Origin of the sequence: Roseiflexus castenholzii DSM 13941 (assembly GCF_000017805.1) — a bacterium.
Taxonomy (GTDB): Bacteria; Chloroflexota; Chloroflexia; order Chloroflexales; family Roseiflexaceae; genus Roseiflexus; species Roseiflexus castenholzii.
Window position 1 is genome coordinate 4157577 of sequence record NC_009767.1, and the last position, 24506, is coordinate 4182082.

The 24506-nt window shown below is 62.7% G+C and carries 17 protein-coding genes; 7 read left to right on the forward strand and 10 right to left on the reverse strand.

Annotated features, from left to right (window positions below; genetic code table 11):
• Positions 1-10: 10 nt before the first annotated feature.
• The 5 genes from RCAS_RS16500 to RCAS_RS16520 all read right to left on the reverse strand — a co-directional run bounded on the left by RCAS_RS16500 (position 11) and on the right by RCAS_RS16520 (position 5615).
• Positions 11-382: an ATP-binding protein gene (locus tag RCAS_RS16500; RefSeq protein WP_012121676.1), complete on the reverse strand. Its 372-nt coding sequence runs from the start codon at positions 380-382 to the stop codon at positions 11-13.
• 12 nt (positions 383-394) lie between these two features.
• Positions 395-775 (reverse strand): response regulator transcription factor, encoded by a 381-nt coding sequence (locus RCAS_RS16505; protein WP_012121677.1) that lies wholly within the window; start codon positions 773-775, stop codon positions 395-397.
• 11 nt (positions 776-786) lie between these two features.
• Entirely contained in the window at positions 787-3132 is a 2346-nt protein-coding gene (locus tag RCAS_RS16510; protein ID WP_012121678.1) for a hybrid sensor histidine kinase/response regulator, read from the reverse strand.
• A gap of 17 nt (positions 3133-3149) precedes the next feature.
• Positions 3150-4976, reverse strand: coding sequence for a HAMP domain-containing methyl-accepting chemotaxis protein (locus RCAS_RS16515; protein ID WP_012121679.1), 1827 nt, complete (start codon positions 4974-4976; stop codon positions 3150-3152).
• Positions 4977-5066: 90 nt separating this feature from the next.
• Complete coding sequence (locus RCAS_RS16520; protein WP_012121680.1) at positions 5067-5615, reverse strand: chemotaxis protein CheW; 549 nt, start codon at positions 5613-5615, stop codon at positions 5067-5069.
• Positions 5616-5773: 158 nt separating this feature from the next.
• On the opposite strand from RCAS_RS16520, the gene RCAS_RS25695 reads away from it, so the two are divergent.
• Positions 5774-5947 (forward strand): hypothetical protein, encoded by a 174-nt coding sequence (locus RCAS_RS25695; protein WP_198135947.1) that lies wholly within the window; start codon positions 5774-5776, stop codon positions 5945-5947.
• A 35-nt stretch (positions 5948-5982) separates the two neighbouring features.
• On the opposite strand, the gene sucC is transcribed toward RCAS_RS25695, so the two are convergent.
• Both sucC and RCAS_RS16530 read right to left on the reverse strand, forming a co-directional pair.
• Positions 5983-7122 carry an ADP-forming succinate--CoA ligase subunit beta gene (gene sucC / locus RCAS_RS16525; protein WP_012121681.1) on the reverse strand — a complete coding sequence of 380 codons (1140 nt, stop codon included), beginning with the start codon at positions 7120-7122 and terminating at the stop codon, positions 5983-5985.
• 60 nt (positions 7123-7182) lie between these two features.
• Positions 7183-7575 (reverse strand): hypothetical protein, encoded by a 393-nt coding sequence (locus RCAS_RS16530; RefSeq protein ID WP_012121682.1) that lies wholly within the window; start codon positions 7573-7575, stop codon positions 7183-7185.
• A 94-nt stretch (positions 7576-7669) separates the two neighbouring features.
• Between RCAS_RS16530 and RCAS_RS16535 the strand changes: the two genes are divergently transcribed.
• Positions 7670-7960 carry a PspC domain-containing protein gene (locus tag RCAS_RS16535; protein WP_012121683.1) on the forward strand — a complete coding sequence of 97 codons (291 nt, stop codon included), beginning with the start codon at positions 7670-7672 and terminating at the stop codon, positions 7958-7960.
• Positions 7961-8201: 241 nt separating this feature from the next.
• On the opposite strand, the gene RCAS_RS16540 is transcribed toward RCAS_RS16535, so the two are convergent.
• Genes RCAS_RS16540 through RCAS_RS16550 form a run of 3 tightly spaced genes read right to left on the reverse strand, consistent with a single transcriptional unit; the run spans position 8202 to position 14935 of the window.
• Entirely contained in the window at positions 8202-9383 is a 1182-nt protein-coding gene (locus RCAS_RS16540; protein ID WP_012121684.1) for a thiolase family protein, read from the reverse strand.
• Positions 9384-9395: 12 nt separating this feature from the next.
• Complete coding sequence (locus RCAS_RS16545; protein ID WP_012121685.1) at positions 9396-12869, reverse strand: nSTAND1 domain-containing NTPase; 3474 nt, start codon at positions 12867-12869, stop codon at positions 9396-9398.
• Positions 12866-14935 carry a CHAT domain-containing protein gene (locus RCAS_RS16550; protein WP_012121686.1) on the reverse strand — a complete coding sequence of 690 codons (2070 nt, stop codon included), beginning with the start codon at positions 14933-14935 and terminating at the stop codon, positions 12866-12868. Before RCAS_RS16550 ends, RCAS_RS16545 begins: the two co-directional genes overlap by 4 nt.
• Positions 14936-15008: 73 nt before the next feature.
• On the opposite strand from RCAS_RS16550, the gene RCAS_RS16555 reads away from it, so the two are divergent.
• From RCAS_RS16555 to RCAS_RS16575, 5 genes are all read left to right on the forward strand, one after another.
• The gene (locus tag RCAS_RS16555) at positions 15009-18440 is read left to right on the forward strand and encodes an ArnT family glycosyltransferase (RefSeq protein WP_012121687.1); all 3432 of its coding nucleotides are present in this window, start codon (positions 15009-15011) and stop codon (positions 18438-18440) included.
• Positions 18437-20614 carry a tetratricopeptide repeat protein gene (locus RCAS_RS16560; protein WP_041330957.1) on the forward strand — a complete coding sequence of 726 codons (2178 nt, stop codon included), beginning with the start codon at positions 18437-18439 and terminating at the stop codon, positions 20612-20614. Before RCAS_RS16555 ends, RCAS_RS16560 begins: the two co-directional genes overlap by 4 nt.
• Positions 20615-21493: 879 nt before the next feature.
• The gene (gene thrH / locus RCAS_RS16565; RefSeq protein ID WP_012121689.1) at positions 21494-22108 is read left to right on the forward strand and encodes a bifunctional phosphoserine phosphatase/homoserine phosphotransferase ThrH; all 615 of its coding nucleotides are present in this window, start codon (positions 21494-21496) and stop codon (positions 22106-22108) included.
• A gap of 164 nt (positions 22109-22272) precedes the next feature.
• Positions 22273-23208: a glycosyltransferase family 2 protein gene (locus tag RCAS_RS16570; protein WP_012121690.1), complete on the forward strand. Its 936-nt coding sequence runs from the start codon at positions 22273-22275 to the stop codon at positions 23206-23208.
• Complete coding sequence (locus tag RCAS_RS16575; RefSeq protein ID WP_012121691.1) at positions 23205-24200, forward strand: lysylphosphatidylglycerol synthase transmembrane domain-containing protein; 996 nt, start codon at positions 23205-23207, stop codon at positions 24198-24200. The genes RCAS_RS16570 and RCAS_RS16575 overlap by 4 nt, the downstream gene beginning before the upstream one ends.
• Positions 24201-24506 lie beyond the last annotated feature (306 nt).

Here is a 24506-nt window from a genome sequence, read left to right on the forward strand (position 1 = left end):
TCTCGCCAGCCTATGCATGAAAACGGATGGTCAGTTGACCGATGTGTTGATTCACGACCAGCGTGCCGTCGCCGATCAGCGCCTGCACATCGTGAAGCAGACCGGCAACCGACTCCTGGTCACGCCGCATACAGTCGGAACGGCACAACACCTCAATCTCGTTGTACCCGCGATGAGTGATCCGACGAAAGGTAAAATCGGCGTTCCAGTGATGATCGAGCGCCATCCGCGCAATCTCGCTGACCACCGCTGTCATACGCGCCTGCAACGGCAGCGTGAAACCGCTTTCCCGCGCCATTTGTCGGACATGCTGACGCACGAGCACAACATCGTAGCCGGAAGCGACATGGATGTGTTGGGTGTCTGGCATGAAGGTGTGCATAGGTGGTTCACCTCACATCCGTTGCAAAACGCCAAGCGCGCGCAGCGACTCGATGAGATTTTGTTCGGCAAACTCGTCCTTGGGAATATAATCATCGGCGCCCGATTCGAGACCGGTCTGCGCGCTGCGCGCATCTTCTCGGTGCGTCAGCATAATGATCGGCACATTGGAAATGTCCGGCGCCTGTTTCAGGCGCCGACACAGGGTGTAGCCGTCCATTCCCGGCAGATCGATATCGAGCACAATAGCGGACGGATGTAATGCGCGGGCGTATTCCAACCCCTGGACCCCATCACGCGCGACATCGACGCGCGCGCCGCACCGCTGGAGTTCAAGCTGAAACCGCAACGCTTGCGTTCGACTATCTTCGACAATCAGAATGTGTGGCATCATTGTCTCTCCCTCTAAATCAGGCGCGCGATGGTCTCCAGCAGCGTTTGCTGATCGAATGCACGCTTAACGATGTAGGCGTCTGCGCCGACGGCGACCCCACGTTCGCGGTGCTCCGGCGCGTCGAGCGACGTCACCAGCACAATCGGCAGGTGTTTGAATCGTTCGCTCACGCGCAGTTTCTCGGTCAACTCAAAACCGTTCAACCGTGGCATATCGATATCGCTGATCACCAGATCGCACCCACCGTTCGCTGCCAGGCGGTGCAGCACATCCAGCGCTTCCATGCCATCGGTCGCCAGATGCACCTGATAGCCGGCTGCTTCGAGGATATTCTTTTCCAGCATCCGGGTGGTCAGCGAGTCGTCAACAACGACGATCTGCGGTGTGCGATGCTGCGCATCGGCGCCCGACACGGCAACGTCCGCTGCGCGGCGCACACCCAGCGCAGCCCGCACCAGATCGACCGTATCCAGAATCGGCGCGACGGTTCCATTGGGAAGGATGGCCGCCGTCGCCACAAACTGCACCCGTTTCAACGGGAAGGGCAGGCGATGCACAACCAGTTCTTGCTCACCTTCGATGCCATCGATCACACACGCGATCATGCGTTCACCCCCGCCTCCCAACACCAGCGCATGCCGCCGCGTGACACCATCCGGGAACAGGTAACGCCCCTCTCCCGCGCCAACCACGTCCGCCAGATGCACGAGCGCAACCGGACGACCATCGATCAGCACGACCGTTCGCCCTTCGAGCCTATGGACATCGCTTGGACTGACCGACACGATATGGTGGATCGACTCCAGCGGCACGGCGTAGACCTGCTGTTCCAGTTTTACCAGCAGGCCATGGGCGCTGGTCAACGAAACCGGAACGCTCAGGACAAAGCGGCAGCCGACGCCGGGCATGCTCTGAACCTGAATCCGACCCTGCATTCGCTCAACGTGTGAATGGGCAATATCGAGTCCAACCCCCCGCCCCGACAGATGATTGGCAGCGGAGCGTGTTGAAAAACCCGGCAGGAAGATCAGGCTGTGGATATCCGCAGGACTGAAACGTTCAAGGTCGGTGACGGTCAGCACTCCCGATTCGAGGGCGCGACGCCGGATGGCGTCATCATCGAGACCATTGCCATCGTCGGCAACCTCGATAGTCAGCCAGTCGCCTTCGACAGCGGCGGTCACCCGCACCTGACCCCGTTCCGGTTTGCCGCGTTGCTGCCGGATGGGCGCATCCTCGATCCCATGATCAATCGCATTGCGCAGCAGGTGCGTCAGCACCTCACGCAGGGCATCAAGCACCTGACGGTCGGCTTCGGCGCCGCCATCATCAAACATGACATCGACAGGCTTTCCGGCACTGCGACTGACATCGCGCGCAACCAGGCGCAATGGTTGAAATATCGTCCGCAATGGTATCATGCGGGTGCGCCGAATCTGCGTGTGCAGGCGGTCGGTGACCGTGCTCAGCATCGACTGGTCAGCAGCAAGGTCGCGGGCATAGGCCGTCAGGCGCCCCTCAAGATCATCAATCAGCATCGCCGCCTGACTCAGCGCGCCCGCCAGCGCCTGAAGATCGCGCTCATGACGCAACCCGCTCTGCTGCTCATCGAAGACCGGGGTCGTTTCCAGGTGGCGCACAACGGGACGAAGCGCATCGCCGTTCGCCTGGTAATGGGCAACGAGCGGACGAACCTGACTCCAGAGTCGCCTCCAGCGCACCGACAGTCGGCTGAGATCCTGAATGCGCCGAACCTGCTCGCGAATGCGCATCACGCCGGTCATCAGTTCACCGACATCACTGAGCAGTGTATCAAGCGTCTCAATCGCAAGTCGAATCGTGCTCATCTCGCCGCCAGTCGGCGGCAGGGCAGAACCGGAAGCCGGCGCCGCCGCATTGAGGTGATGGCTCGCATCACCCGCCAGAGTCGTGGGGGGCGTATGGTCCAGCGTCTGCGTCAGGTTGGCGCGCAAGCGGCGCACTGTCTCATCGACAAGCGCGTCGTCCGATGGTTGGCGCGCAATGGCTTGATCGACCAGACTGCCGATGACATCCAGCGCGGCGTAGATCGGATCGCACCATGCAGAGGTAACATGCATCTGCTGTTGGCGAAGGAGGGCGAACATATCCTCAATTGCGTGCGCAATCTGCTCAATGCCGGGCAAACCGGCGGCGCGGGCGCTCCCCTTAAGACTATGCGCCGCGCGGAACAGACGATCAATCATCTCGCGAGCGTCAGGATGGTCGGGATGCTGCTCCAACTCGAGCAACAACGACGCAATTGCCGCGCGATGCTCTGCCTGTTCCTCACAGAAGGCAGCGAACACCTGCGCTAGAATGTCGTCATCGGTTTCCATATTGCCACACCTGCCTGCTACAGCCGATACTTCGCAATTGTCTTCTGCAACGACTGCGCAAGCGTATGCAGGTCTTGCGCCGCGCGTTCCGCCTGTCGCGTACTCGCCAGCGCCTGCGTCGTCGCCTGTTGGATTGAAGTCATCGCCTGGGCGATCTGATCCATCCCTGCGGTTTGCTGTTGCGCTGCGGCAGCCATCTGCACATTCGCCTGCGCGCCGCTCTCGACTTCGCCGGACATCTGATGGATCACCTGACCGGCGCGGGTTGCCAGGGTCACACCCTGCTCAACGCCCTTTGTCCCTTCTTCTGTCACCATAACCGCCGCATTGGTGGCGCGCTGAATGTCGCTCAAAATCTCGCGCACCTGCACGGTCGCCGCCTTAGAGCGTTCCGCCAGATCGCGCACGTGCTGCGCAACGACGGCAAAACTCTTACCCTGCTCCCCGGCGCGCGCCGCTTCAATCGCCGCGTTCAGCGCCAGCAGATTCGACTGATCCGCCAGTTCGGCGACGGTGGTGGTAATGGCACTGATCGCCTGCGTCTGTTCCGCCAACGAGAGGATCGTCTGCGCGATGCTTTCCACCCGCGCGCGGATCTGTCCCATGCCGTTGACCGTCTCCTCCACTGCTTTTGCGCCCTGGCGCGCCATCTGAAGCGCCGTCTGACTGTCCTGCGCCACCTGCGCCGCCTGGCGCGCCGTCTGGAGCGCAATCGCCTTCACCTCTTCGATGGTCGTCGATGTCTGCGTAATGGCAGCGGATTGTTCGGTCGCCGACGCCGCCTGCTGCGTAGTGGCGGCAAGGATTTCGGCGGCGGCCGAGGCGATGGCGGCATTCGCCTGCTGAATCTGGAGGGTCATGGCGTGCAGGCTGGCAACCATGGCATTCAACCCTTCTCCCAGTTGACCAAGCGCACCGTTCTGACGCACCTCCAGACGCCGGGAGAGATCGCCGTCGGCGATGCGTTGGGTGAATGCCAGGTACTCGGCAACAGTTGCTTCCAGTACCCGCCGACTCTCGATTTCCGCCTGGCGCAGTTTCGCCTCGGCGTCGCGCGCCTCGGCTTCCGCAGCCCGGCTGGTGCGCAAACTGGCGACCATCTCGTTGTATGCCACGGCAAGCGCGCCGATCTCGTCGCCGGAGGGCGCCTCGACTACGCGCGACAGATCACCCTGAGCAACGGCATTCGTCGCATCAATCAGGCGCCCGATATTGCGCGCAATGACCGATGAAAGCGCGATGCCGATCACTGCCGAAATCACCAGCGCACCGATGAGCAACCCGGTGATTGTGGCGCGAGCGTTGTGATAGGCTTCCTGAACAATACCGGTCGCTTCGAGCGCCTGACGGTTATTTTCTTGCTCAAGCGCCGTTGTGTCCTGGTGCAGTTGATCAAACAACGGCTTGAGACCGTTGAAAGAGATCAGCGCGGCTTGTAAATCTTCGGCGCCAAAGACGCCCTTGCCGATCTCGCCGACATACGCGGTCCAGTTTTCACGGATGCGGTTATAGAGATCACGTTCAATGTCGGTGACGATGAAGGTCTCGTACTTTTGCAGCAACGCATCCATGTCGGTTTCGAGTTCGCGGCGCTCGACATTCGTGCGGGTCAACTGTTCCGGGCGCGGATCGGCAATCCGCACTGCCGCCAGGCTGCGATGACGGTTGACGATACGCCGCATATCACTGGCGGTGCGCGTGGCGGGCACAATATTGTCGCTCAGATGCCGGGCGCGGTCATTCATCTGCTCCATTTGATAGAGTGTAACAATGCCAAGAATGACCATGAGCGCCAGCGTGACACCGAAAGCGCCGAGGAGTTTGGTTCGGATCGAGAGTTTCATAGAGTCCTCGCTCAGCACAGATCGGCAGAATCCGAAGATCGTATCATCGTTGCCCAACGGCCATAATGCACATCAGGGCGCCGATGTCGCTCAGGCGGCTGCCTGATGATCAACGATCAGGCGGGGATCGGTCAGAAGCGCAATAGGATCGATGACGATAGACAGATCGCGGTCCACGCCACGAATCCAGGAAGTGGCAGCACTCGACGCCATCACCGGCGCAGGACTCGCGTCGAGCGCGTCGGTGACCATTCCCACGACACTGTCCGCCAGCAACGCCGCCTCTGCGCCACTGCCCTGGATGATGATCAAGAAAGAACCGGGTGTCGGAGGAGCGCCCGGCAGATCGAGCAGCGGTCGCAGATCGATGCAGGTGTACAGGCGTCCGTGGATGTTAACCAGACCGACGATAAACGGCGGCACGCCGAAGAGGGGTGTGTACGCTCTGAGTGGCTGGATTTCGCGGGCATAGTGCGCCGGCAGCGCATAACGTCCATCGCCGAGTCGAAACTGGATCAGAAGCGCGCCGTCGGCAGTACGTTCGACGACTTCCTGCGTCGCCAACGCGCGCGCGCGCGCTTCCAGAGTCGCGCGCCACTCAGAGTTCGACTGAAAGGTTCGAAGATCGTGCGTTTCCATAGCATGTGCCTGCCTCATTGCATGGGCGCCAACATTGGCGATCCTGTCAGATCACACCGAATCTACTATAAAAGCAATGTATGTGGACATACGGTTCGATCACAAAATGTAATCAAACTCATAACCAACGATTCGGCGGCGTGGCTCACACATGGAGCATGTTGACAGCAGACAACCCGGAAGGCGCGCCTGGCGACAGGCATCCGGCGCGCGCCACAGCACGACGCACAGCGGACGCCGGGGTGGCGGGATGGATGCCGAAAGATGTGTGGCGACGCCGCAGGCAACGGCGCGACACAAGGAGGATGGTCACCGCGCGCACATGGGCATAGACACGCGCGTGCGCGCGGTGGAGGAACTGAGACGGTCACCCTGCGCGCGCGGCGTGGACGGCTTTCTCTGCCGCTTCCGCCAGCGTCGCTGCCGGAATCAACGCCGACTCCGCCAGGATGCGTCGCCCTTCTTCTTCGTTCGTGCCGACCAACCGGGCAATCATGGGCACGTTGGTCTGAACCTCCGACAGTGCAGCGACGATGCCCTTCGCCACTTCGTCGACACGAGTGATGCCGCCGAAGATATTGAACATGACTGCTTTGACGTTCGGATCGGAGAGGATGATCTGAAGAGCAGTCTTGACCTTCTCCTTGCTTGCACCACCGCCGATGTCGAGGAAGTTGGCAGGCTCGCCGCCGTATAGTTTGATGACATCCATCGTCGCCATCGCCAACCCGGCGCCGTTCACCATGCATCCGATGTCGCCGTCGAGTTTGATATAGGTGATACCTGCCTCACGGGCGCGCTGCTCGGCTTCCGGCTCATCCGATGCATCGCGCATCGCCTCAAGGTCGGGATGGCGGAAGAGACCGCTGTCGTCGAGCACAATCTTCGAGTCGAGCGCCTGCAACGAACCATCGGCGCGCACCACGAGCGGATTAATCTCCGCCAGCGACGCATCGACATCCATGTAAGCGCGGTAGAGCGCCGTGGCAATCTGCGCGAATTGACGCGCCTGTTTCGCGTCGGTCAACCCAATACCGTAGGCGAGATCGCGCGCCTGGAAATCGAGCAGCCCCAGCATCGGATGCGCTGCCACTTTGACGATTGCCTCCGGGTTGGTTCTGGCAACTTCCTCGATTTCGACGCCACCTTCCGCCGACGCCATCATGACGATCCGCCGCGAGGCGCGGTCCATAATCGCGCCCAGATAGATTTCACGCTCGTAGGTGATGGCTTCGGCAACCAGCACCTTCTCGACGGTCAATCCCTTGATATTCATCCCCAGGATTTGACCGGCAACCTGCTCCGCCTGTTCGGGGGTATCGGCGAGTTTGACACCACCTGCCTTGCCGCGCCCGCCAACGAACACCTGCGCCTTGACCACGACCCGCCCGCCGATCTGTTCGGCAATCGCGCGCGCCTCCGCCGGCGTTGTCGCAACGCCGCCGCCCGTCACCGGTACGCCGTAGCGCGCCAGAATATCGCGCGCCTGGTACTCGTGCAGCTTCATCGCCTGTTCCTCTCCCTGCTCACATTTTGCGCGAAATGGTATCATTGCCGCTGTATTGCGTCAACTTTCCAGCACCACCCATGCGCGCCGGTCGCGTTTTGACACGGTCGGCGGATCACCGAGCGGCGCGACGTCGGTCAGCCAGATGAGTACTGCATAGCGGCTGCGCTGTGCGTGAGAACGCATATCGTTGTCGAGGCGGAGTTCGTCGGCGTAGCGTTCGATCAACGCCGTGATCTGCGTTGGCGTCAGGTGATCGAAGGTAGCGACACGCGCCGCCCGCGCAGTAGCAACGATTGGTCCACCGGCACGCTTGAGAAAGAGTGTATCACCAGCAGTAACAGAGCCATACGGCACGGCGCGCACTCGCAGGAAGCGCGCCTCGATAGTCTTGACGCCGGCAAGGATTCGGCTCAGGTATGGTTCGCGCAAAATGGCGAGATGGCGCGCCATGCAACTTTCATCCTCTCGGGTGCGTCGTAATCAACAGAAAGGCATGATACGCCAACAAACGACGCAACCCGCTGATGTCGGGCAGGGAGTACATATGGAAACTCGCACACTTCGACGCATTCGCGGTGAACGCATTCTGGGAGGCGTCGCCGCAGGGGTGGCGCACGCGCTGAACATCGACCCGGTGTTCGTGCGCCTGGGGTTCCTGTTTCTGGCGCTGATCAACGGCTTTGGCACGCTGCTCTACCTGGCGATGTGGCTCTTGATCCCCGCCGAAGATAGCCGTGAAATCGACCCTCGCGCGCAGATCCGCGAGAATGTCGCCGACATGCGCGCCGTCATCGAAGAATATGTTGCGCGTGTGCGCAGCATGTTTGCGGCGTAGCCGCGTCCCTCTCCTTCCGCAGGTTCAGCAGCGGATGGAATGTTCAGTCATACGGCGCGCCTCTTGCCTCCACCGGCATCGTGGCATCCACGCAACGCGCGAAGGTCCACAAAGCGGGCGCCCACCAGGAGCGCCCCTCCTCCTCCTCGCCCTGTGCTACCCGTGAGCATCCCGACATTCGGGCATCCACCAGGGGCGTCCCTCATTCAACACCCGACTTTCCACTGTTTACCCTTTCCTCTCACAACACCGTTTCCACCGCCACTGCCACGGCTTCGCCTCCACCCAGACAGAGCGCAGCGATTCCGCGCCCACCGCCGCGTCGGATCAGGGCGTGGATGAGCGTCACCAGAACGCGCGCGCCGCTGGCGCCAATTGGATGCCCCAGGGCAATTGCGCCACCGTGAACATTCAGCCGGTCGCCGTCGAGGTTCAGTGCACGAATATTCTGAACGACCTGCGCCGCGAACGCTTCGTTGATCTCGAAGAGATCGTAATCGTCGAGCGTGGTCGCCGTTTGCGTCAGCAGGCGACGAATGGCGTACACCGGCGCCGTAAAAACCTCGCGTGGCGCAACTGCCGCCTGCGCTGCGCCGATCAACCGCGCCAACGGACGCGCGCCGAGGTCGGCTGCACGCTGCGCGCTGGTGACGACCAGCGCAGCTGCCCCGTCGGTCAGCCCAGGAGCGTTTCCCGCAGTCACCGTTCCGTCGGGCGAAAAGGCGGGCGCCAGTTTGCTGAGGGTCGCCATGGACACGCCGCGACGCGGCGGTTCGTCGGTGGCAAAGGTCTCACCGCCCGGCAATGGAAACGGGGCGATTTCATCGGCAAACGCCCCGGCATCCTGTGCGGCGATAGCGCGCGCCTGCGATTCGACGGCGTACATATCCTGCTGTTCGCGGGTGATCCCGTAGGTGCGCGCCGTCCAGTCGGCGGCATGCCCCATATGGTGGTGCTCAAAGGCGCACCATAAGCCATCGTAAATGAGCGCATCGATCAGTTCGGCATTGCCCAGGCGATAGCCGCCGCGCGCCTGTGGCAGCAGGTAGGGCGCGCGGGTCATGCTTTCCATGCCGCCAGCCACGATGAGCGACGCTTCGCCGGAGCGAATGAGGGCGGCAGCCAGCATCACCGCCTTGAGACCGCTGCCGCAGACCTTATTGATCGTCAGGGCGCCGACCGACTCGGGCAGACCGCCGCGCAGCGCCGCCTGACGGGCGGGCGCCTGACCAAGCCCGGCGCTCACCACATTTCCCATAATACACTCATCGACCAGCGCCGGATCGACGGCGGCGCGCGCAACAGCGGCGCGCACGGCATGCGCTCCGAGTTCGGTGGCAGGAATGGTGCGGAACATGCTCTGAAACTTGCCGATCGGCGTGCGCGCTGCGCCAATAATGACGATGTCGTTTGGGTTGGGCATGGGTGATCCTCCTTATCGACAGGAAGGGCGGTACGGCATTCCCTCGAAGTACGTGTTCCACTCGCTTTCCGACAACGTTCGCCCTGCGGTGCGGCAGGCGATGTTGATCAGGTCAGCGCCTGCCTGCGGTAATGACTCAGGAGTAGAGAGCGGCGCATTCAGGTTCCAAACGCGGGCCATCCCATCGACGCCTGTGGTCAGCATCAGCGAAGTGTTCACCGGTATCGCCACACCGGTGACTGCGCCGTCGTGACCGCGGAGGATCACCGGCTTGACACCAGGATCGGCGACATTCAGGTCCCACAGCGCCACCTGCCCATCGGCGCTGGCAGTCGCCAGACGACTGGCATCGCCGTTCAACGCCAATCCTGTTATTTGAGCGCTCTGACCGCGCAACACCACACGCGCCCGGTTATCGTTGCGTGCTTCGAGGTCCCAGAGACAGGTCGTTCCGTCGGCGCTGCCGGCGATGACCAGCGCATTCCCGGACGCAATGCGCACTTCCGTCACCTGCGCTGTCAAGCCAAGCAGCACATAGACCGAGTCGAACTGCATGCCACTCAGACGCCAGAGGCGCACCTGTCCGCCTGCGCTGCCATAGGCGAGCCAGCGTCCATCGCTGCTGAAGGTGATCGAGGTCAGCGCGCCGCGGGTGCGCTCGCGCGTGTACGTTCCAGAACCGGAGGCGAGATTGTAGAGTCGCGCCTGGCTATCGTCGTTGCCGGTCGCCAGCAGACGTCCATCGGGACTGAACGTGAGCGAACGAATGCCGCTGCGACCGCCAAGACCGCTTAGTCGCTGCGGCGACGCCGAAAGATTCGTCAGATCGTACACAAAGGTGGCGCCCTGGTTATCGCCGATTGCCAGACGGCGCCCATCGCGGCTGAGCGCCATGGCGGTGTTGGTTCCTCCCGGTCCTGCGAGTTCGCGCGCGGTCAACGTCGTGCCGGCGAGGTCCCAGAGGCGAAGACTGGTCGGATCGGCGCCGGCTGTCGCCAGACGCGCGCCGTCGCGCGAAAGCGCCAGGAGGGTTGGTGAACCAGGGGCGCTGGCAATGCGCGGCGACCGGCTCAGATTGGTCAGGTTCCAGACCTGAAGCGTACCATCGGCGGTTAGGAGCGCAGCCACGCTGCCGTTGTCACTGGTTGCGGCAGCGACCACCGGACTGCCAATCCACAGCCCCACGCCGCCGATGCGCGCGAGCGACCCGCGCAAAACGGCATCAGCGATCGGAACAGGCGCTTCGCCTTTCTGAAGCGTCACCTGCACTGCTTCGATTGCCAGCAGGAGGCTGAGAACCGGGCGATCTTCACGTTCCGCCTGTGCCAGCGCCGCAAGTTGACCGGCGCGGGACTGACGCGCCTGTCGTTCGAGTGCAGGGACGAGGGACTCGGCAGTCCGACGCGCGTATGACTCCTGCGTTGCCGCGAGCGCCGCCTGAGTGCCGCGCAGCAGCGCCAGGCTTTCGGCAGCCTGCGAGGTGGCGGCGGCGATCCGCGCCCGGTTGGCGGCGACGCGGGCGTTCTCAACAGCGACCTGGGCGGTGACAAGCGCCAGGTTGGAGATACCGACCTGGGTCGCCAGTTCGGAAGCGGTTGCTCTGAGTTGCGATTGCTGCACAAAGAGCATGATGCCCAATATAAGAGCGCCGATCAGGGCAAAGGTCATCGTCATGACAACCAGGCGCAACCGTTGTGCCGAGCGCGCTTCGGCTTCGGCGCGTTTCCCCTGCTCGATTGCCAGTTTTTCATTCTGTTCCGCCTGAATGCGACGCGCTTCCGCCAACGCCTGCGCCTGTTCGAGTTCACGGCGACGTTGCTCTTCCTCGGTGCGTCGCGCCTGATCGATAGCCGCGCGACTGGCAGTCACCAGATCGAGCAACGCTTCGTCGTACCCCAGGTAAGCGGCTTCGGCGCTATTCAACCAGCGTTCGGCTTCCGCCAGTTGCACCTCATCGAGCAAACCGGCGGCGCCGCTGCCGAGCCGCACCCATTCCGCCGCCTTCGCCTCCAGGCGGCGGCGGGTTGCAATTGCCGCGCGCTCATCCTCAAGCCAGTTGACCAGGGTGGGCCAGTTGCGCACGAGCGCCTCGTGGGCGACCTCGATCTGCGCACTCCCCGGCGTGTCACCGGGAGTGAGACGCACCAGGCGTGCAGCGATCAGACGTTCAAGCACACGATCCACCCGGTCACGCGCTTCGCCGGCGCGATAGAGTTGATCACGCCGGATGCGATTACTGGTGATCTCCAAACCCTCACCAGGACGCACCAGGCGCATCAGAATACGGCGCGCGGTCACCTGATCCTCCGGGATGAGGTTGTTGTAGAGCGCATCGGCGCTGCGCGCGAGCGCCTGCCGTCCGCCGCCGATCCGCTGATACGCCTCCCACGTGACGCGATTGCGGTCACGCGCATCCCAGAGTTTGAGCAACGAGAATTGGAGTAGCGGCAACGCTGCCGGCTCGCCGAGGGTGTCGTGCAACAATGCATCGACGACCCCCGGCTCAAATTTGAGACCGGCCAGTTCCGCCGGACGTTCAATCGCCTCACGCATTTCACTGGCGCTGAGCGGCAACAGTTGAACCCGCGCTCGTTCCATCCACCGCTGAAGCGACGGTTCGAGTGCAATAAAACTCTCGAAGTCGCTTCGCATTGTCGTCAGGACGATATGCCGGGTGGATGGATGCTCCACGAGGGCAACCATCGCCTCGACAAATGCGTGGCGCTCCGATTCGTCATCGGTCAGAGTAAACAGTTCTTCCAACTGATCGACTACCAGCACCACCGGCTCAGGTCCATCACACGCTGCAACCACCTGCTGCGGGTCCCGCAACTGTTCCGCCAGTTCCTCATCACGCGCCAGGTCATCGGGTTGACTATTCAGACGACGCAGGACGCACGCCAGGTGCAGCAGCGGTTGCTCTCCTGGCGTGATCACCGGCGGGTAGCGCCAGTTGCCGCTGCCGGGCAGGGCATTCTGCTTCAGAGCAGGGATCAACCCCGCGCGCACCACCGACGATTTGCCGGCGCCAGAAGGACCAAGCAGCGCCAGCATCCGCTGGTCATGCAGCCGGTTGATCAGAAACTCAACCAGGCGCCGCCTGCCGAAGAAGCGAGCCGCATCTTCTTCACGGAACGGGTCTAACCCGACGTAAGGGCAGTGATCATCATCCAGTTCTGGCGCGAGGGACGGATCGAACTCTTCGAGCGTTGCGTTGGGCGACTCATACCCTTTACGAATCAGAATCGTCGCCCAATAATCGAGCAACCCCTGTGCAGCGTTGCGCTCATCTTCATCTTCGAGCAACACACCGGCGGCGCTGCCGCGAGCAATGAGTTCGACGGCCTGCCCCAGCACAGATGGCGTCAACCCCTCGTCGCGTTGGCGGCGGAGTAAGTTCGTATGCGCCGCGCGCAATGCTGCAAATGAGGGATATGCCAGCATCTCGTGGTCGGGCATCCCTGCCGAAGGTGAATGATCGGTCATGGCGTCAGCACCTTGAGAACAGAAGTCAGCGGCTCGCCGACCTTGCGTAATTCATCACACACACGTTTGAGTTCGATATCGACGCGAAAGAACCGCTCTCCCGCCTGACGGCGAAAACGGCGGAAAAACTGCCGCGCCTTCGTAGGATCGGCAGCACCCAGCGCTTCGGTGACCTTATCAGCATCATTCTTCAAGGCCGCGCCCCAAGATTCCGCACTTTCCAGGTAGAGTGGCGCTACCCGTTCGCGCACATCGGGCCACGACAGTTCCAGTTCGGTGATATCCTGATCGATGAGCTGCTCAATCCGGCGGAGATCGAGATCGACGATCTGCCAGCGATCATGTTCATCGACCAGCGTCGCAAGGCTGGCGCTGAGGGTCGTCAATCCGGCAACACCGAGTTCAATCTGACTGATCCTGGTTGCGTCGTACCCCGCAGTGCGGAGCCAGTTGAGCACGGCGGACATCCCCTCGACGAGCGAGGTCAGGCGCAAGGAGCGGGCTGCGGTGTTGAGACGGGCATTGATCAGAGATGGTTGGGTGGTCAACACCCGGTTGAGCAGGCGCACCGCTTTTCTCAACAGTTTCAGGTCGTTCGTTTCGATTGCTTGCGTAACGTCAGCCTGCGCAATGCGAACATCCGCCACCCACGACAATTCACTCATCGGCAGGCGGTTCCGTTCAGCCACCTGTTCCAGGTCGCGCAGGATGCTCTGAAGCGTCACCTCGTAATTGGCGATGCTTTCCCATGCCAGGTCGTCATCCGGCAGGCGGCGCATGTCGATTACTATCGGGCTGTAGCAGTGGAACTGGAGCGAGTGCAGCTGATCATGCACGTCTTTGTAATCCGCCAGGATGTCGATCTGGCGCGCCGCAGCCTGAAAATCGGCGCGAAACGCGATCACCGCCTCGCGCACATCGCTGCCAGCCTCGATGAGATTCTCGAGCGCCTGGATGCCGGTTCCGACCGAACGCGCCGTGACTTCCGCCACGGTCGAGGGCGTATGAGCAGCAGGGGGATCGAAGAGGCGTCCGTCCTCGGTGCGCGTATAGATCACCGGGATGCCCCAGTCGGCGCGACCAAGCCCGGCAATGTTCATCACGGCGCGTCGCCCTTCGGTAACGCAAAAATCGATCGGGAAGGCATCCGCCAGGGCGCGGTAGAATGCCCCGGCAAAGGCGCGGGTGGCTTCTTCCGGCGCCTGAAACTGCATGGCGATGACAGCCGGTACCTGGGCGCGCACCAGGGCCGGCGCCATGCTGCGCATCGGGTCAAGCGTCAGTTGCCCGGTGGAACAGGCATCGAGCACGACCAGCCGCAGATTGCTCCGGTCGAGCATAATACCAAGTTGCAGCGCGCTGATTGGTTCCGGGTCGCCAAGTTCGTCCTCGAACAGGAGACACGCCGTGGCGCCGTCGGCTGCAAACCCGCCATGACCGACGAAATGCCAGATATGATACCCTTCACGCAACCGATTCTGCAACGTGGCAGCCGTCAGGTGCGGCTCGACTGTTGCGGAAACCTGGTTGCCAAAGCGCTCGAGCGCCGTCTGAACCGCTGCCAGTTCGCGTTCGACGGCAGTCGGCGGCGGCGTTTGCGCAGCGGTCAGCAACACGCGCAGCGGCAGCGGTGCGGTGAGCGGCGGGATGCGGTTCGGCTGCGGCAGATGACGCACAACCGGCACATCGAGCAACGCCAGAGGACCACGATCCGGGTCATAGAGAAATTCCCATGGCAGTGTGGCCACTGCTGCTGCCGACGGCGGAATATTGAGGCGCAGACGCAGACCTTCATCACTGGCGAGCGCGCCTCGGCAGCGGACATACACATCACGCACGGCGCCGGTGAAGAGTGCGTCGAATAATGCCCGACCAAGCATTACCAGCGCCGCTTCGTCGAGATCGAGCGCGCGCAGACGCGCCAACAGCGCCTGTATCTGCGGCTCGGCGTCGGGCAGGCGCAGTTCACCATCACCCTCTTCACCGCGCGGTCCGCGCGCTTTGAGGAGAAAGCGACCGCTCTCTGCCGGAGTGACCACTATTTCCAGGTCAGCATACGATTTCATAGCGCGGTTATTGTAGTATAGCACTCCCTTTCATTGCCGACAATGACGAAAATATGGTACACTCCCGCCACGTATGCATCGGTATCTGGAAGCGATAGTGAGCAGTGAAGCGGGCGCGCGAATGTCACCCGCGCTGCGGCTGGCGATCCACGCGATTGCGGCAGCCCTGGCGGGCATGTTGCTGGTAACCCTGCTGTGCCAGATACCGGTTGCGCACCGTGTGGACGTGGGACGGTTCGACGCCGGGTATGTGCGCGGTTTCTACGACCCGGAGCGCCTCGATTTGCCGCAGGCGCGCGCCTATCTGAACGAGTCGGATGGAAGTGCGCGCTGGACGCGCGCCGAGTCGTTTCTGCTGTTTCCGCAGGCTGGTCTTCCCGCTGAGGTGACGCTGCGGCTGCGTGGTTGGCGTGCTGATGGTTCGCCGCCGAATGTTGCGATCCTGATCGATGGGCGCGAGGCGTATACCGGCGTCACCACCGGCGAGTGGCAGGAGATCCGGCTGGCGGTGCAGCAATCCTCGTTGAAACCAGAAGATATGCTGATCACGCTGCGCGTGGACACGGCGCCGATCAGCGCCGGCGACCCGCGACCGGCAGGGGTGCTCGTCGATGCAGCGGAGTATCGCACTGCGCGACCGCCGTTGCAACCGTATCCGGCACAACTGGCATGGGGGGCGCTTGCGGGGGCGCTCCTGGCGCTGGCGCTGGCAGATACGCAGTGGGGCAGACGCGCGCCCTGGCTACGCTGCTTGACGCCGCTGCGCGCGTGGGTTGCCGGAATGCTGTTGATCGGTCTTGCGTACCTGCTGTTGTACCGGCTTCAGCCCGCGTACCCCTACCCCTTGCGCGGCTTGCTTCCCGGTGTATGTGCTCTGCTTGGCGCAACGATGGCGGTGCGGTACGGTCCGGCGCTTGCGGCACGCCGGCCCACACTGCCGGATGTTCTGGCAGCAGGCGGCATCGTGGTATGGACGACGGCGATTCTGCTGGCGGCGCAGGATCACGTGACGTTGTCGGTTCCAGGAGTCGAAAAAGATTTCCGTGTCTTCGCTACGCGCGCCATCGATCTGGCGCTCATCTTCCGCGCCGATGGGTTCTACCATCTGGGATATCCGCTCATGCTCTGGTGCGTTGCGCCGTTGACCGAGGGGAATGTCTTTCTGGCGGCGCGCCTGATTGCCGCCTGTGCCGGCGCTGTCTTCCTTGGCGCTTCCTGGGTCCTGGCGCGCTGCACGCTGGGGCGCGGACCAGCGCTGGCGGTGCTGACGATGCTGGCACTGAACCCATTTGTGGTGCAGTACGCGCTGTACATCGGCAGCGATATGCCGTTCGCGGCGTTCTGCGCGCTGACCCTGGCGCTGCTGGCACGGTGGACGGAGCGGAAAACCGCCTGGCTGCTCATCCTGGCTGGCGTCGCGGCGGGCTGCGCGTTCCTGGTGCGGCACCCGGGAATCCTGTTGTTCCCATTCGGAGTGCTGGTTGTGTGGATGAGGCGCGAGGCGCGGGGCGCGAGGCGCGAGGGGCGTGAGGCGCGCGAGGCGCGAGGCACCCGACAATGGCGTAGCGCGAGATTTATCTCGCATTTGTGGCGAGGCGCGAGGCGCGAGGCGCGCGAGGCGCAAGGCGCCCGACAATGGCGTAGCGCGAGATTTATCTCGCATTTGTGGCGAGGCGCGGGGTGTGAGGCGCGCGAGGCGCGAGGCGCGGGGCAAGAGGCGCGCGAGGTGCGAGGCGCCCGACAATGGCGTAGCGCGAGATTTATCTCGCATTTGTGGCGAGGCGCGGGGCAAGAGGCGCGCGAGGCGCGAGGCGCGGGGCAAGAGGCGCGCGAGGCGCGAGGCGCGGGGCAAGAGGCGCGCGAGGCGCGAGGCGCGGGGCAAGAGGCGCGCGAGGCGCGAGGCGCGGGGCAAGAGGCGCGCGAGGCGCGAGGCGCGGGGCAAGAGGCGCGCGAGGCGCGAGGCGCGGGGCAAGAGGCGCGCGAGGCGCGAGGCGCGGGGCAAGAGGCGCGCGAGGCGCGAGGCGCGGGGCAAGAGGCGCGCGAGGCGCGAGGCGCGGGGCAAGAGGCGCGCGAGGCGCGAGGCGCGGGGCAAGAGGCGCGCGAGGCGCGAGGCGCGGGGCAAGAGGCGCGCGAGGCGCGAGGCGCGGGGCAAGAGGCGCGCGAGGCGCGAGGCGCGGGGCAAGAGGCGCGCGAGGCGCGAGGCGCGGGGCAAGAGGCGCGCGAGGCGCGAGGCGCCCGACAATGGCGTAGCGCGAGATTTATCTCGCATTTGTGGCGAGGCGGGGGGCCTGAGGGGCGTGAGGCAAGGGAGACGCAGCAAGAAGCAAACGTTCAACGTTCAACGTTCAACGCTCAACGTTCAACATTCAACGTTTCCGCCTTCGCTCTTGCCTTTTGTGTGGCAATTGCGCCACAGGTGATCGTCAATGTGCGCGATACGGGCAATCCATTCTACAATCAGCAGGCAAAGAACATCTGGCTTGCCGTGTACGGCGATAGCGATTGGGGACGCTGGAACGAGGTCAGCAACGACGTGTCGCTCGCCGATGTCATACTTGAAGACCCGGCGCGTGTTGCGAGTGCGTGGTGGTCGAACCTGCGCGCATTCATCGGCGCCGGCGCGGAGTCGGCCGGCGATGCAGGGCAGGCGTCGCAACTGCGGTTACTGGCATTCCCGGCGAACTGGCTGGCAGTGGTCGGTCTCGTGGGTTGGCTGGCGCTGATCGGGCTGCGGCGCAGGAGTCCAGGCTTTCGAGCCGACGGCGGAAGCGCACAGGAAGTGCCAGACGATCACATTCGTGCAGCAACGCACCCGGACGGACGCCTCATCTCGCGCCGGAAAGGTGTCCGCCCAGTCAGACGCCCCAGCCTGCGCAGATGGACGTCCGTCCGCAGGTTCACGAAGGGCGATGACAATCGTGGGCAACGACGGAGTTGCCGCCGCAGGCGACGGTTGCATGGAGCGCATTTGCTGTCTACTCACAATCACACTCCTGCCACCCCGCCATTTGCGGCGCTGTTGCTCGTGTGGGTTGCGCTATACACTGCCGTGCTCGCCGTCGGCCTGCCATTACAACGCTTCTATCTGCCGCTGGCGCCGATCTATGCTCTGGCAGCAGCATGGACGCTGGCGCTGGCGATTGGCGCACTGGCGACGCGATGGGCATGGCATCCGGCGCGGCTCTGGATCATTGGCGTTCTGGTGTTCCTTCTGCTCCTCTGGCAGGGATTCGCGCTCGGCGCGCGCGAAGTGCTCGACCGCCAGCCCGCCGACGAGGTTGTGGCGATACGTCTCGTACAGCAGACCGTGCCTTCTGGCGAGCCGCTGCGCGCCATACTTGCGCCTGGCGATCCGGTCGGAAAGTACTCCGCGATTGCGCATCGCATTGTGCCGCCGGATCAGGAGACGCGCTACCTGTTGCACAGTAGCGAGTCGGGACCGCGTCCTGATGGCACGCTGATTGCAGTATTCGGAAGATACGCACTGGTGCAGGTTCAGCAGTGAGCGGAACGCAACCTCAGGCTCAACGTTTCAATCTGCACGTCTGGATGTCGTCCACCGTGTCTGAGGCGCGCGCCTCCCCGCTTGCAACGACCTGCGCGCTGCTGGCGCTGTTGGCGCTAGCGGGAGTCGTGTTGCGTCTCTGGTTTATCAGCGTCAGCCCGCTCGATCCGCGCTACTCCAATGCCGATGATGGCGACTACTACCGGCGGGCGCTGCGGTTTGCCGTAACCGGCGCGTATGTCGATGACGCCTGGCTCATTCGCCCGCCGCTGCATGTGTTCTTTTTTGCGCTCTGGCTGCGACTGGCGCTGATCCTGGGCATTCCTCAGCAAGGAGTGCTGTTCGTGCAACTGGCGCAGACGGCGCTGGCGGCGCTGATGCCGCTGATCGGGTACGATCTGGCGCGGCGTTTGTTCGGCAGCGCGCGCGCCGGTCTGTTGTTCGCCGGGTTCTTGGCGCTCTGGCATCCACTGGTCGAGCAGACAACCGTGCTGTTCAGCGAGCACCTCTACCTGTTCCTGTTTGTGCTCCATCTCTGGCTGCTGGTGCGCTACGACCAGGAAGGGCGATTGCGCGACCTGGCGCTGGCGGGTGTGGCGCTTGGCGCAGCGGCGTTGACACGCTCACCGGCGTTGTACGCAGGTATGTTCGTTGTCGGGTGGCTGGCGGTACGCGCGCTGACAGTCGCCCAACCTGATATGGCGTCGCGTTGGGAAGCGGTGAAAGCAGCGATCGCGCCGGCGATTGTCGTCATCGCGGCATGTCTGGCAATTGTCGCACCATGGACCATGCGCAACTACCTCATGTATGGTCATCTGATTCCGGTCGATACGCTGGGGCAGATCAATCTCTGGCTCGATCTCGACGATGTGGCGCGGCGGAATGAACACATCGAAACCCTGCGGCGTATGCCGCAGTCGGAGCGCCACATCTACGCCCTCGAACGCGCGCGTGAGATCCTGGCTGCCGATCCGCTGCGCCCGTTCCGCCCGATGTGGGATACCTTCCGTCATATCTGGAAGGCGCAATTCATTGAGGATTACTTTGTCAAGCAGAGTTTCTTCACCCGACCGCTGCGCGAAACGGCGCCACTCGGTCTGGCAGGCGATCTGATCTGGCTGACGTTCACTACCGCAGGACTCGCCGGGCTTGCGGGACAGGCGCGCGAAGGAGTTCATTTCCGGCTGTTTTTCCTGGCGTGGATCGGCTACTCGTTGCTGACCGTGCTCATCTTCCATGTCGAACCGCGCTACCTGCTGCCGCTGTGGGTGATGATCGCGCTGTACGGTGCGGGAATGGCGACCGCGCGCTGGAACGGGGCGCGCGCGACGCCGCGCCTGGCGCTTCAGGCGGCAATCGTGGCGACGTTCTTTGGGTTGCTGTTGACCTACCGTGACTACCCGGCGATCATCAGCAGCGGCGTCGCGCGCGAGCGCGCCATGATTGCCGGTCTGTCGGCGTATCAGGCTCACGATTATCCTGCGGCGGAACAGGCATTCCGCGCCGCACTCGCCGCACAGCCGCGTTTTGTCGATGCGCAGGTGCATCTGGCGCTGGCGCTGGCGGCGCAACAGCGCTACGACGAGGCGCTGGCGCTGATCCGGCGCAACAGTTCGCGCCATGCCGAACTGGTGTTTGGCGCACTGCTGCGCGACACCGGCAAGACGGCGCAGGCGGCGAATCTTCTGACGTATATCGAAACCATTGCCGGCGAAGATATTCAACGCTGGGCGCTGACATGGCTGCATCCGCCGCCGGTAGCGATCCTGTCTGTGGGAAATGGTCTCGATATGGGATACCTCACCGGATTTTCGCCCGCCGAGAACGGCGTTGCCGGAGGTTTTCGCTGGCTCGAAGGGCAGGGCATGATCGTTCTGCCGTTCGCAGAACCGCTCGACAATGATGCGGTCGTCATCCTGTCGATGACCGGCGGCGAAGCGGCTACGACCACGCCGCTGACCGTGCGCATCGGAAATGGACCGGAGCAGCGCGTGGGGGTCGTGCGTGGTCAGTGGCGTCGCTACCACCTGCTGGCGCCGACGGGGAGCGTGAAGGAACAGCGGCTCGTGATCGCACTGCGCGCACCGACCTTCGTTCCCGCGTTGCGCGACCCGGCGAGCGACGATGCGCGCGCGCTGAGCCTGCGCCTGGCGCGCGTACAGGTGCGGCGGTAGGGGGTGGGGAGGTTGATGCAAGCGACTCTGCGTGTGGTATAGTTATCCTAATACACGCACAGGAGGCAGCAATGACCACGGTTCCACTCCCTTATCGCGATCGAGTCCTGGCAGAGCTGGACGCGCTGCCAGAGGAATATCTGCCATTTGACCGGTGACCATCCGGCATGGTCACCCCGAGCAGCGCGAGGGGTCGTGCGCGACCCGCGCAGATTCCTTGCTGCGCTCGGAATGACAAGCATGCGGCATCTTCAATCGTCATTGGTGTGAGTTGACAGAAAGACCGCCGCTGCCTCGGGACCGCTGCGGGTTGTGTTTGAGACGGCGGCTGGCTGAGTGTCCTGTGCTATGGTCAGTGGTCTCAGCATTGCCATACTACCTGCCACAGAGAAGATAAACGCCTGAGGAAGAATACGATGCAGTGCGTGAATTTGGTTCATCGACGACCGCCCGGCTCTCAGCCTTCGCGCCTGCAATCTTATCGAGGACTCCGCTGATGATGTGTTTCTCTGCATCGCCAGCATCTGGGAAACGGCGATCAAAGTTAGCCTGATAGAGCGATCAACCAGATGTTGCCTGCTACTTGCCCGTGTTGACCGTCTTGCGGCGGACGTTGGCTGAGCCCGTCGAATCTAACGTCCGCGGCTCACCATCCCTGATGGTCCAGGTTTCGGTTGTTCGCTCTATGAGAAAGATTGCCTTGAGCCAGCGCGACATTTTGTGCGCAGAAGTCCAGATCGCACAGCATTTGGTGATCTCTCCAGGGATCTGCGGCTATGATGGATTCTGCGGAGCCGCTCTACCGAAACGCGACGCCCCCAACACCAGAACACACAGGTCATGGTACAATTCTGCGTGTCGCAATCATCACGAGGGGTTATGACGCAACCAACGATCCTTGCCACCGACCTGGAGGGGGTGCTGGTTCCCGAGATCTGGATTGCAGTCGCCGAGCGTGCCGGCATCGAGCGGCTACGGCTGACGACGCGCGATATTCCCGATTACGACGAACTGATGCGTGGACGGTTGGCGTTGCTGCGTGAGCACCGCCTGACCCTGGCAGACATTCAGCGCGTCATTGGCGCAATCGACCCGTTGCCCGGCGCGGTCGAGGCGCTGGCGCGGCTGCGGGAGCGGGTGCAAGTGATCATTCTGTCCGACACGTACTATGAGTTTGCCGTGCCATTGATGGCAAAACTCGGCTGGCCCACGCTCTTTTGCCATTCACTCGAGGTCGATGAGCAGGGGATGATCTCCAACTACCGCCTGCGTCTGCCGGATAGCAAGACGGCTGCCGTGCGCGCGCTGCGCGAACTCCGCTTCCGGGTGCTGGCAGTCGGCGACTCGTACAACGATGTGGGGATGCTTGCCGCTGCTGATGCCGGCGCCTTGTTCGAACCGCCGCAGAATATCGTCGCTGATTTTCCGCACTTTCCGGTGTTGCGTGGCTACAACGATCTGCTGGCATTCGTCGAACAGGAAACGCAGCGATGAGTGGGTGGGAAGATCATGGATGGATCGAAACACTTGGCGCGAAGACACAACGACGTCAAGCGTTTGAGATCGAGGGATGCGTATCGCTCAATCGACAGGTGCAACAGAGCAGACATTGCTTCGCTGCAATCTGCACGCTGCAATCTTCGAACCCTGGAACAGCCATGACTGCTGAAACGCTCCTTATTTCCGATACTGATGCGGACTCTGATGTTCTGCACCGCTGGGCTTTCAGCATCAGCGTGGTCATTCCGGCATTCAACGAAGGACCACGGGTAGGAGGCGTGGTGCGCGCGGTGCGCGCGCAGGTTCCCGATGCCGAAATTATCGTCGTGGACGATGCATCGACGGATGATACGGCGGAGCAGGCTGCCGCCGCCGGTGCGCGGGTCATCAGTCGTCCGCACAATGTGGGGAATGGCGCCGGCGTGCGCACCGGAGTCCGCGCGGCTAGCGGCGATGTCGTGATTGTGCTCGATGCCGATGGGCAGCACAACCCCGCCGACATTCCGCGCCTGTTGCGCTATCTCAATCGATACGACATGGTGATCGCAACGCGACCGGATCGCGACAGCCACGAGAACTTGCTGCGCTGGTTCGGCAATAGTGTGCTGAATGCCCTGGGGACGTACCTCTCCGGCTTCCCGATGAAAGACCTGACCTCCGGGTTCCGGGCGTTTCGGCGTGAGGTGATGCTCGAGTTTCTGCATCTGCTGCCAAATACCTTTGGCTGGCCCATGACCAGCGCAATGGCATTCGCAAAAGCGGGCTATCATATCCGCTTCGAGCCGGTGGCGATGAACAAGCGCCAGGGCGGGCGCAGCACCCAGAAGTTGTTCAAGAACGGTGTGCGCAACATTCTCATCATGCTGCGCATGGTCTCGATGTTTGCGCCTTTGCGCGTCTACTTTCCGGTGGCGCTGGCAATGTTCTTGTTGAGCCTGCTGTCGTTTGCGATCAGTTATTTCATTACCGATGTCGGGCGTTTCCGGGTGCCGAACTCTTCCGTCGGACTGTTCGTCGGCGCAATTGTCGTGTTTATGTTCGGCTTGCTAGCCGAGCAGATTGCCGGGCTTCGTTTTCAACGGCGCGATCTGTGAAACCTCTTCTCCGCTGGCTGCTGCGTCTGATTGGTCCTGCGCTGCTCCTGTTTTTTCTCTGGCGGAGCGACCTGAATGCCCTTGGCGCCGCGCTTGTCGGCGTCGATCTCGCGCCTGCCCTGCTCTCGCTGGCGCTGATGCCGGTGTTTGTGTGGGTGAAGGCCTGGCGCTGGAGGATCATTGTGTGTGAGCAGGGGTACACGCCGCCTTCGCTGCATTATCTGGCGGCGCTGTATGCGATTGGGCTGTACGCTGGCGGCATTACACCCGGTCAGTCGGGTGATTTTATCAAAGCCTGGTATCTGCGCGAACGCGGAGTGCCGCTGGGTCCCGGTCTGCTGAGCATTCTGCTCGACCGTCTATTCGATTTTGTGATCTGGGCTGTGATGGCGGTGCTGAGTCTGGCGGCGTTCATCGATGTGTTTCCTGCTGAAACGCGCGGTATCGTGCAGTTGGCGACTATCGGCTTTGCAGCGGCGCTATTGATTGCCACACCGGGGCTGATGGCGCGCGCGCCGCGGGAATGGGCGCTGGGGCTGGCGCTGCCGTTGCTGCGCGGGAAACTGCGCGCAGCGCTCGAACGCCTGCGCGACCAGTTTGCGCCGCTGAGCCTGCGCTTCACTCCGCTGCTGTTGTTGCTGCTCAGCACCATCGGTTCGGCAACCTCGACATTTGTGCGCATTTATCTGATGTACCTGGCGCTGCGGTTGGGCGATATTCCGGCGCTCGAAATTCTGGCAGCCACAGGGCTGATCGCCATTCTCCAGGCGCTGCCGATCAGTTTTGCCGGCGTCGGCGTGCGCGATGCCGTCTTGATCGCCATGCTGCAACGCCACGGGCATCCAGCCGAGATTGCGTTGAGCCTGTCGGCGCTGTTTCTGTTGATCAACATCCAGCATATTCTGATCGGGTTTCTGGTTTCGCTGCGCTACCCGCCAGGTGAGACGCCCCCGATGACAATGGCGGAGATGCAGCAGCGGACTGAGAACTGAGAACCGGGAACTGAGAACCGAGAATTCAAAAATGGAATGTAGGTGGCAGGACCCTGTGCCTGCCCCGCCCGGCACGGTGCGATGGGCGCCGCCCGATGCGTGCGCCCACAAGGAGGCGCCCCTACCGCTACAATCGCCGCATTGGCAGGGGCAGGACCCTGTGTCTGCCCTTGTCAGGGTGTTATACCAATGACGATTGAAGATGCCGCATGCGTGTCATTCCGAGCCCTTCGCTTCGCTCAGGGTAAACTCAGCGAGGAATCTGAGCGGGTCGCACAAGACCTCTCGCTCTGCTTGGGGGGACAA

What these genes read in the sequence shown, in the direction of transcription:
- RCAS_RS16540 (WP_012121684.1), bottom strand. Translation starts at nt 9,383, where the DNA reads ATGCCCAACCCAAACGACATCGTCATTATTGGCGCAGCGCGCACGCCG.
- RCAS_RS16505 (WP_012121677.1), bottom strand. Translation starts at nt 775, where the DNA reads ATGATGCCACACATTCTGATTGTCGAAGATAGTCGAACGCAAGCGTTG.
- RCAS_RS16510 (WP_012121678.1), bottom strand. Translation starts at nt 3,132, where the DNA reads ATGGAAACCGATGACGACATTCTAGCGCAGGTGTTCGCTGCCTTCTGT.
- RCAS_RS16545 (WP_012121685.1), bottom strand. Translation starts at nt 12,869, where the DNA reads ATGACCGATCATTCACCTTCGGCAGGGATGCCCGACCACGAGATGCTG.
- RCAS_RS16555 (WP_012121687.1), top strand. Translation starts at nt 15,009, where the DNA reads ATGCATCGGTATCTGGAAGCGATAGTGAGCAGTGAAGCGGGCGCGCGA.
- RCAS_RS25695 (WP_198135947.1), top strand. Translation starts at nt 5,774, where the DNA reads ATGTTGACAGCAGACAACCCGGAAGGCGCGCCTGGCGACAGGCATCCG.
- thrH (WP_012121689.1), top strand. Translation starts at nt 21,494, where the DNA reads ATGACGCAACCAACGATCCTTGCCACCGACCTGGAGGGGGTGCTGGTT.
- RCAS_RS16535 (WP_012121683.1), top strand. Translation starts at nt 7,670, where the DNA reads ATGGAAACTCGCACACTTCGACGCATTCGCGGTGAACGCATTCTGGGA.
- RCAS_RS16515 (WP_012121679.1), bottom strand. Translation starts at nt 4,976, where the DNA reads ATGAAACTCTCGATCCGAACCAAACTCCTCGGCGCTTTCGGTGTCACG.
- RCAS_RS16500 (WP_012121676.1), bottom strand. Translation starts at nt 382, where the DNA reads ATGCACACCTTCATGCCAGACACCCAACACATCCATGTCGCTTCCGGC.
- RCAS_RS16530 (WP_012121682.1), bottom strand. Translation starts at nt 7,575, where the DNA reads ATGGCGCGCCATCTCGCCATTTTGCGCGAACCATACCTGAGCCGAATC.
- RCAS_RS16570 (WP_012121690.1), top strand. Translation starts at nt 22,273, where the DNA reads ATGACTGCTGAAACGCTCCTTATTTCCGATACTGATGCGGACTCTGAT.
- RCAS_RS16520 (WP_012121680.1), bottom strand. Translation starts at nt 5,615, where the DNA reads ATGGAAACGCACGATCTTCGAACCTTTCAGTCGAACTCTGAGTGGCGC.
- sucC (WP_012121681.1), bottom strand. Translation starts at nt 7,122, where the DNA reads ATGAAGCTGCACGAGTACCAGGCGCGCGATATTCTGGCGCGCTACGGC.
- RCAS_RS16550 (WP_012121686.1), bottom strand. Translation starts at nt 14,935, where the DNA reads ATGAAATCGTATGCTGACCTGGAAATAGTGGTCACTCCGGCAGAGAGC.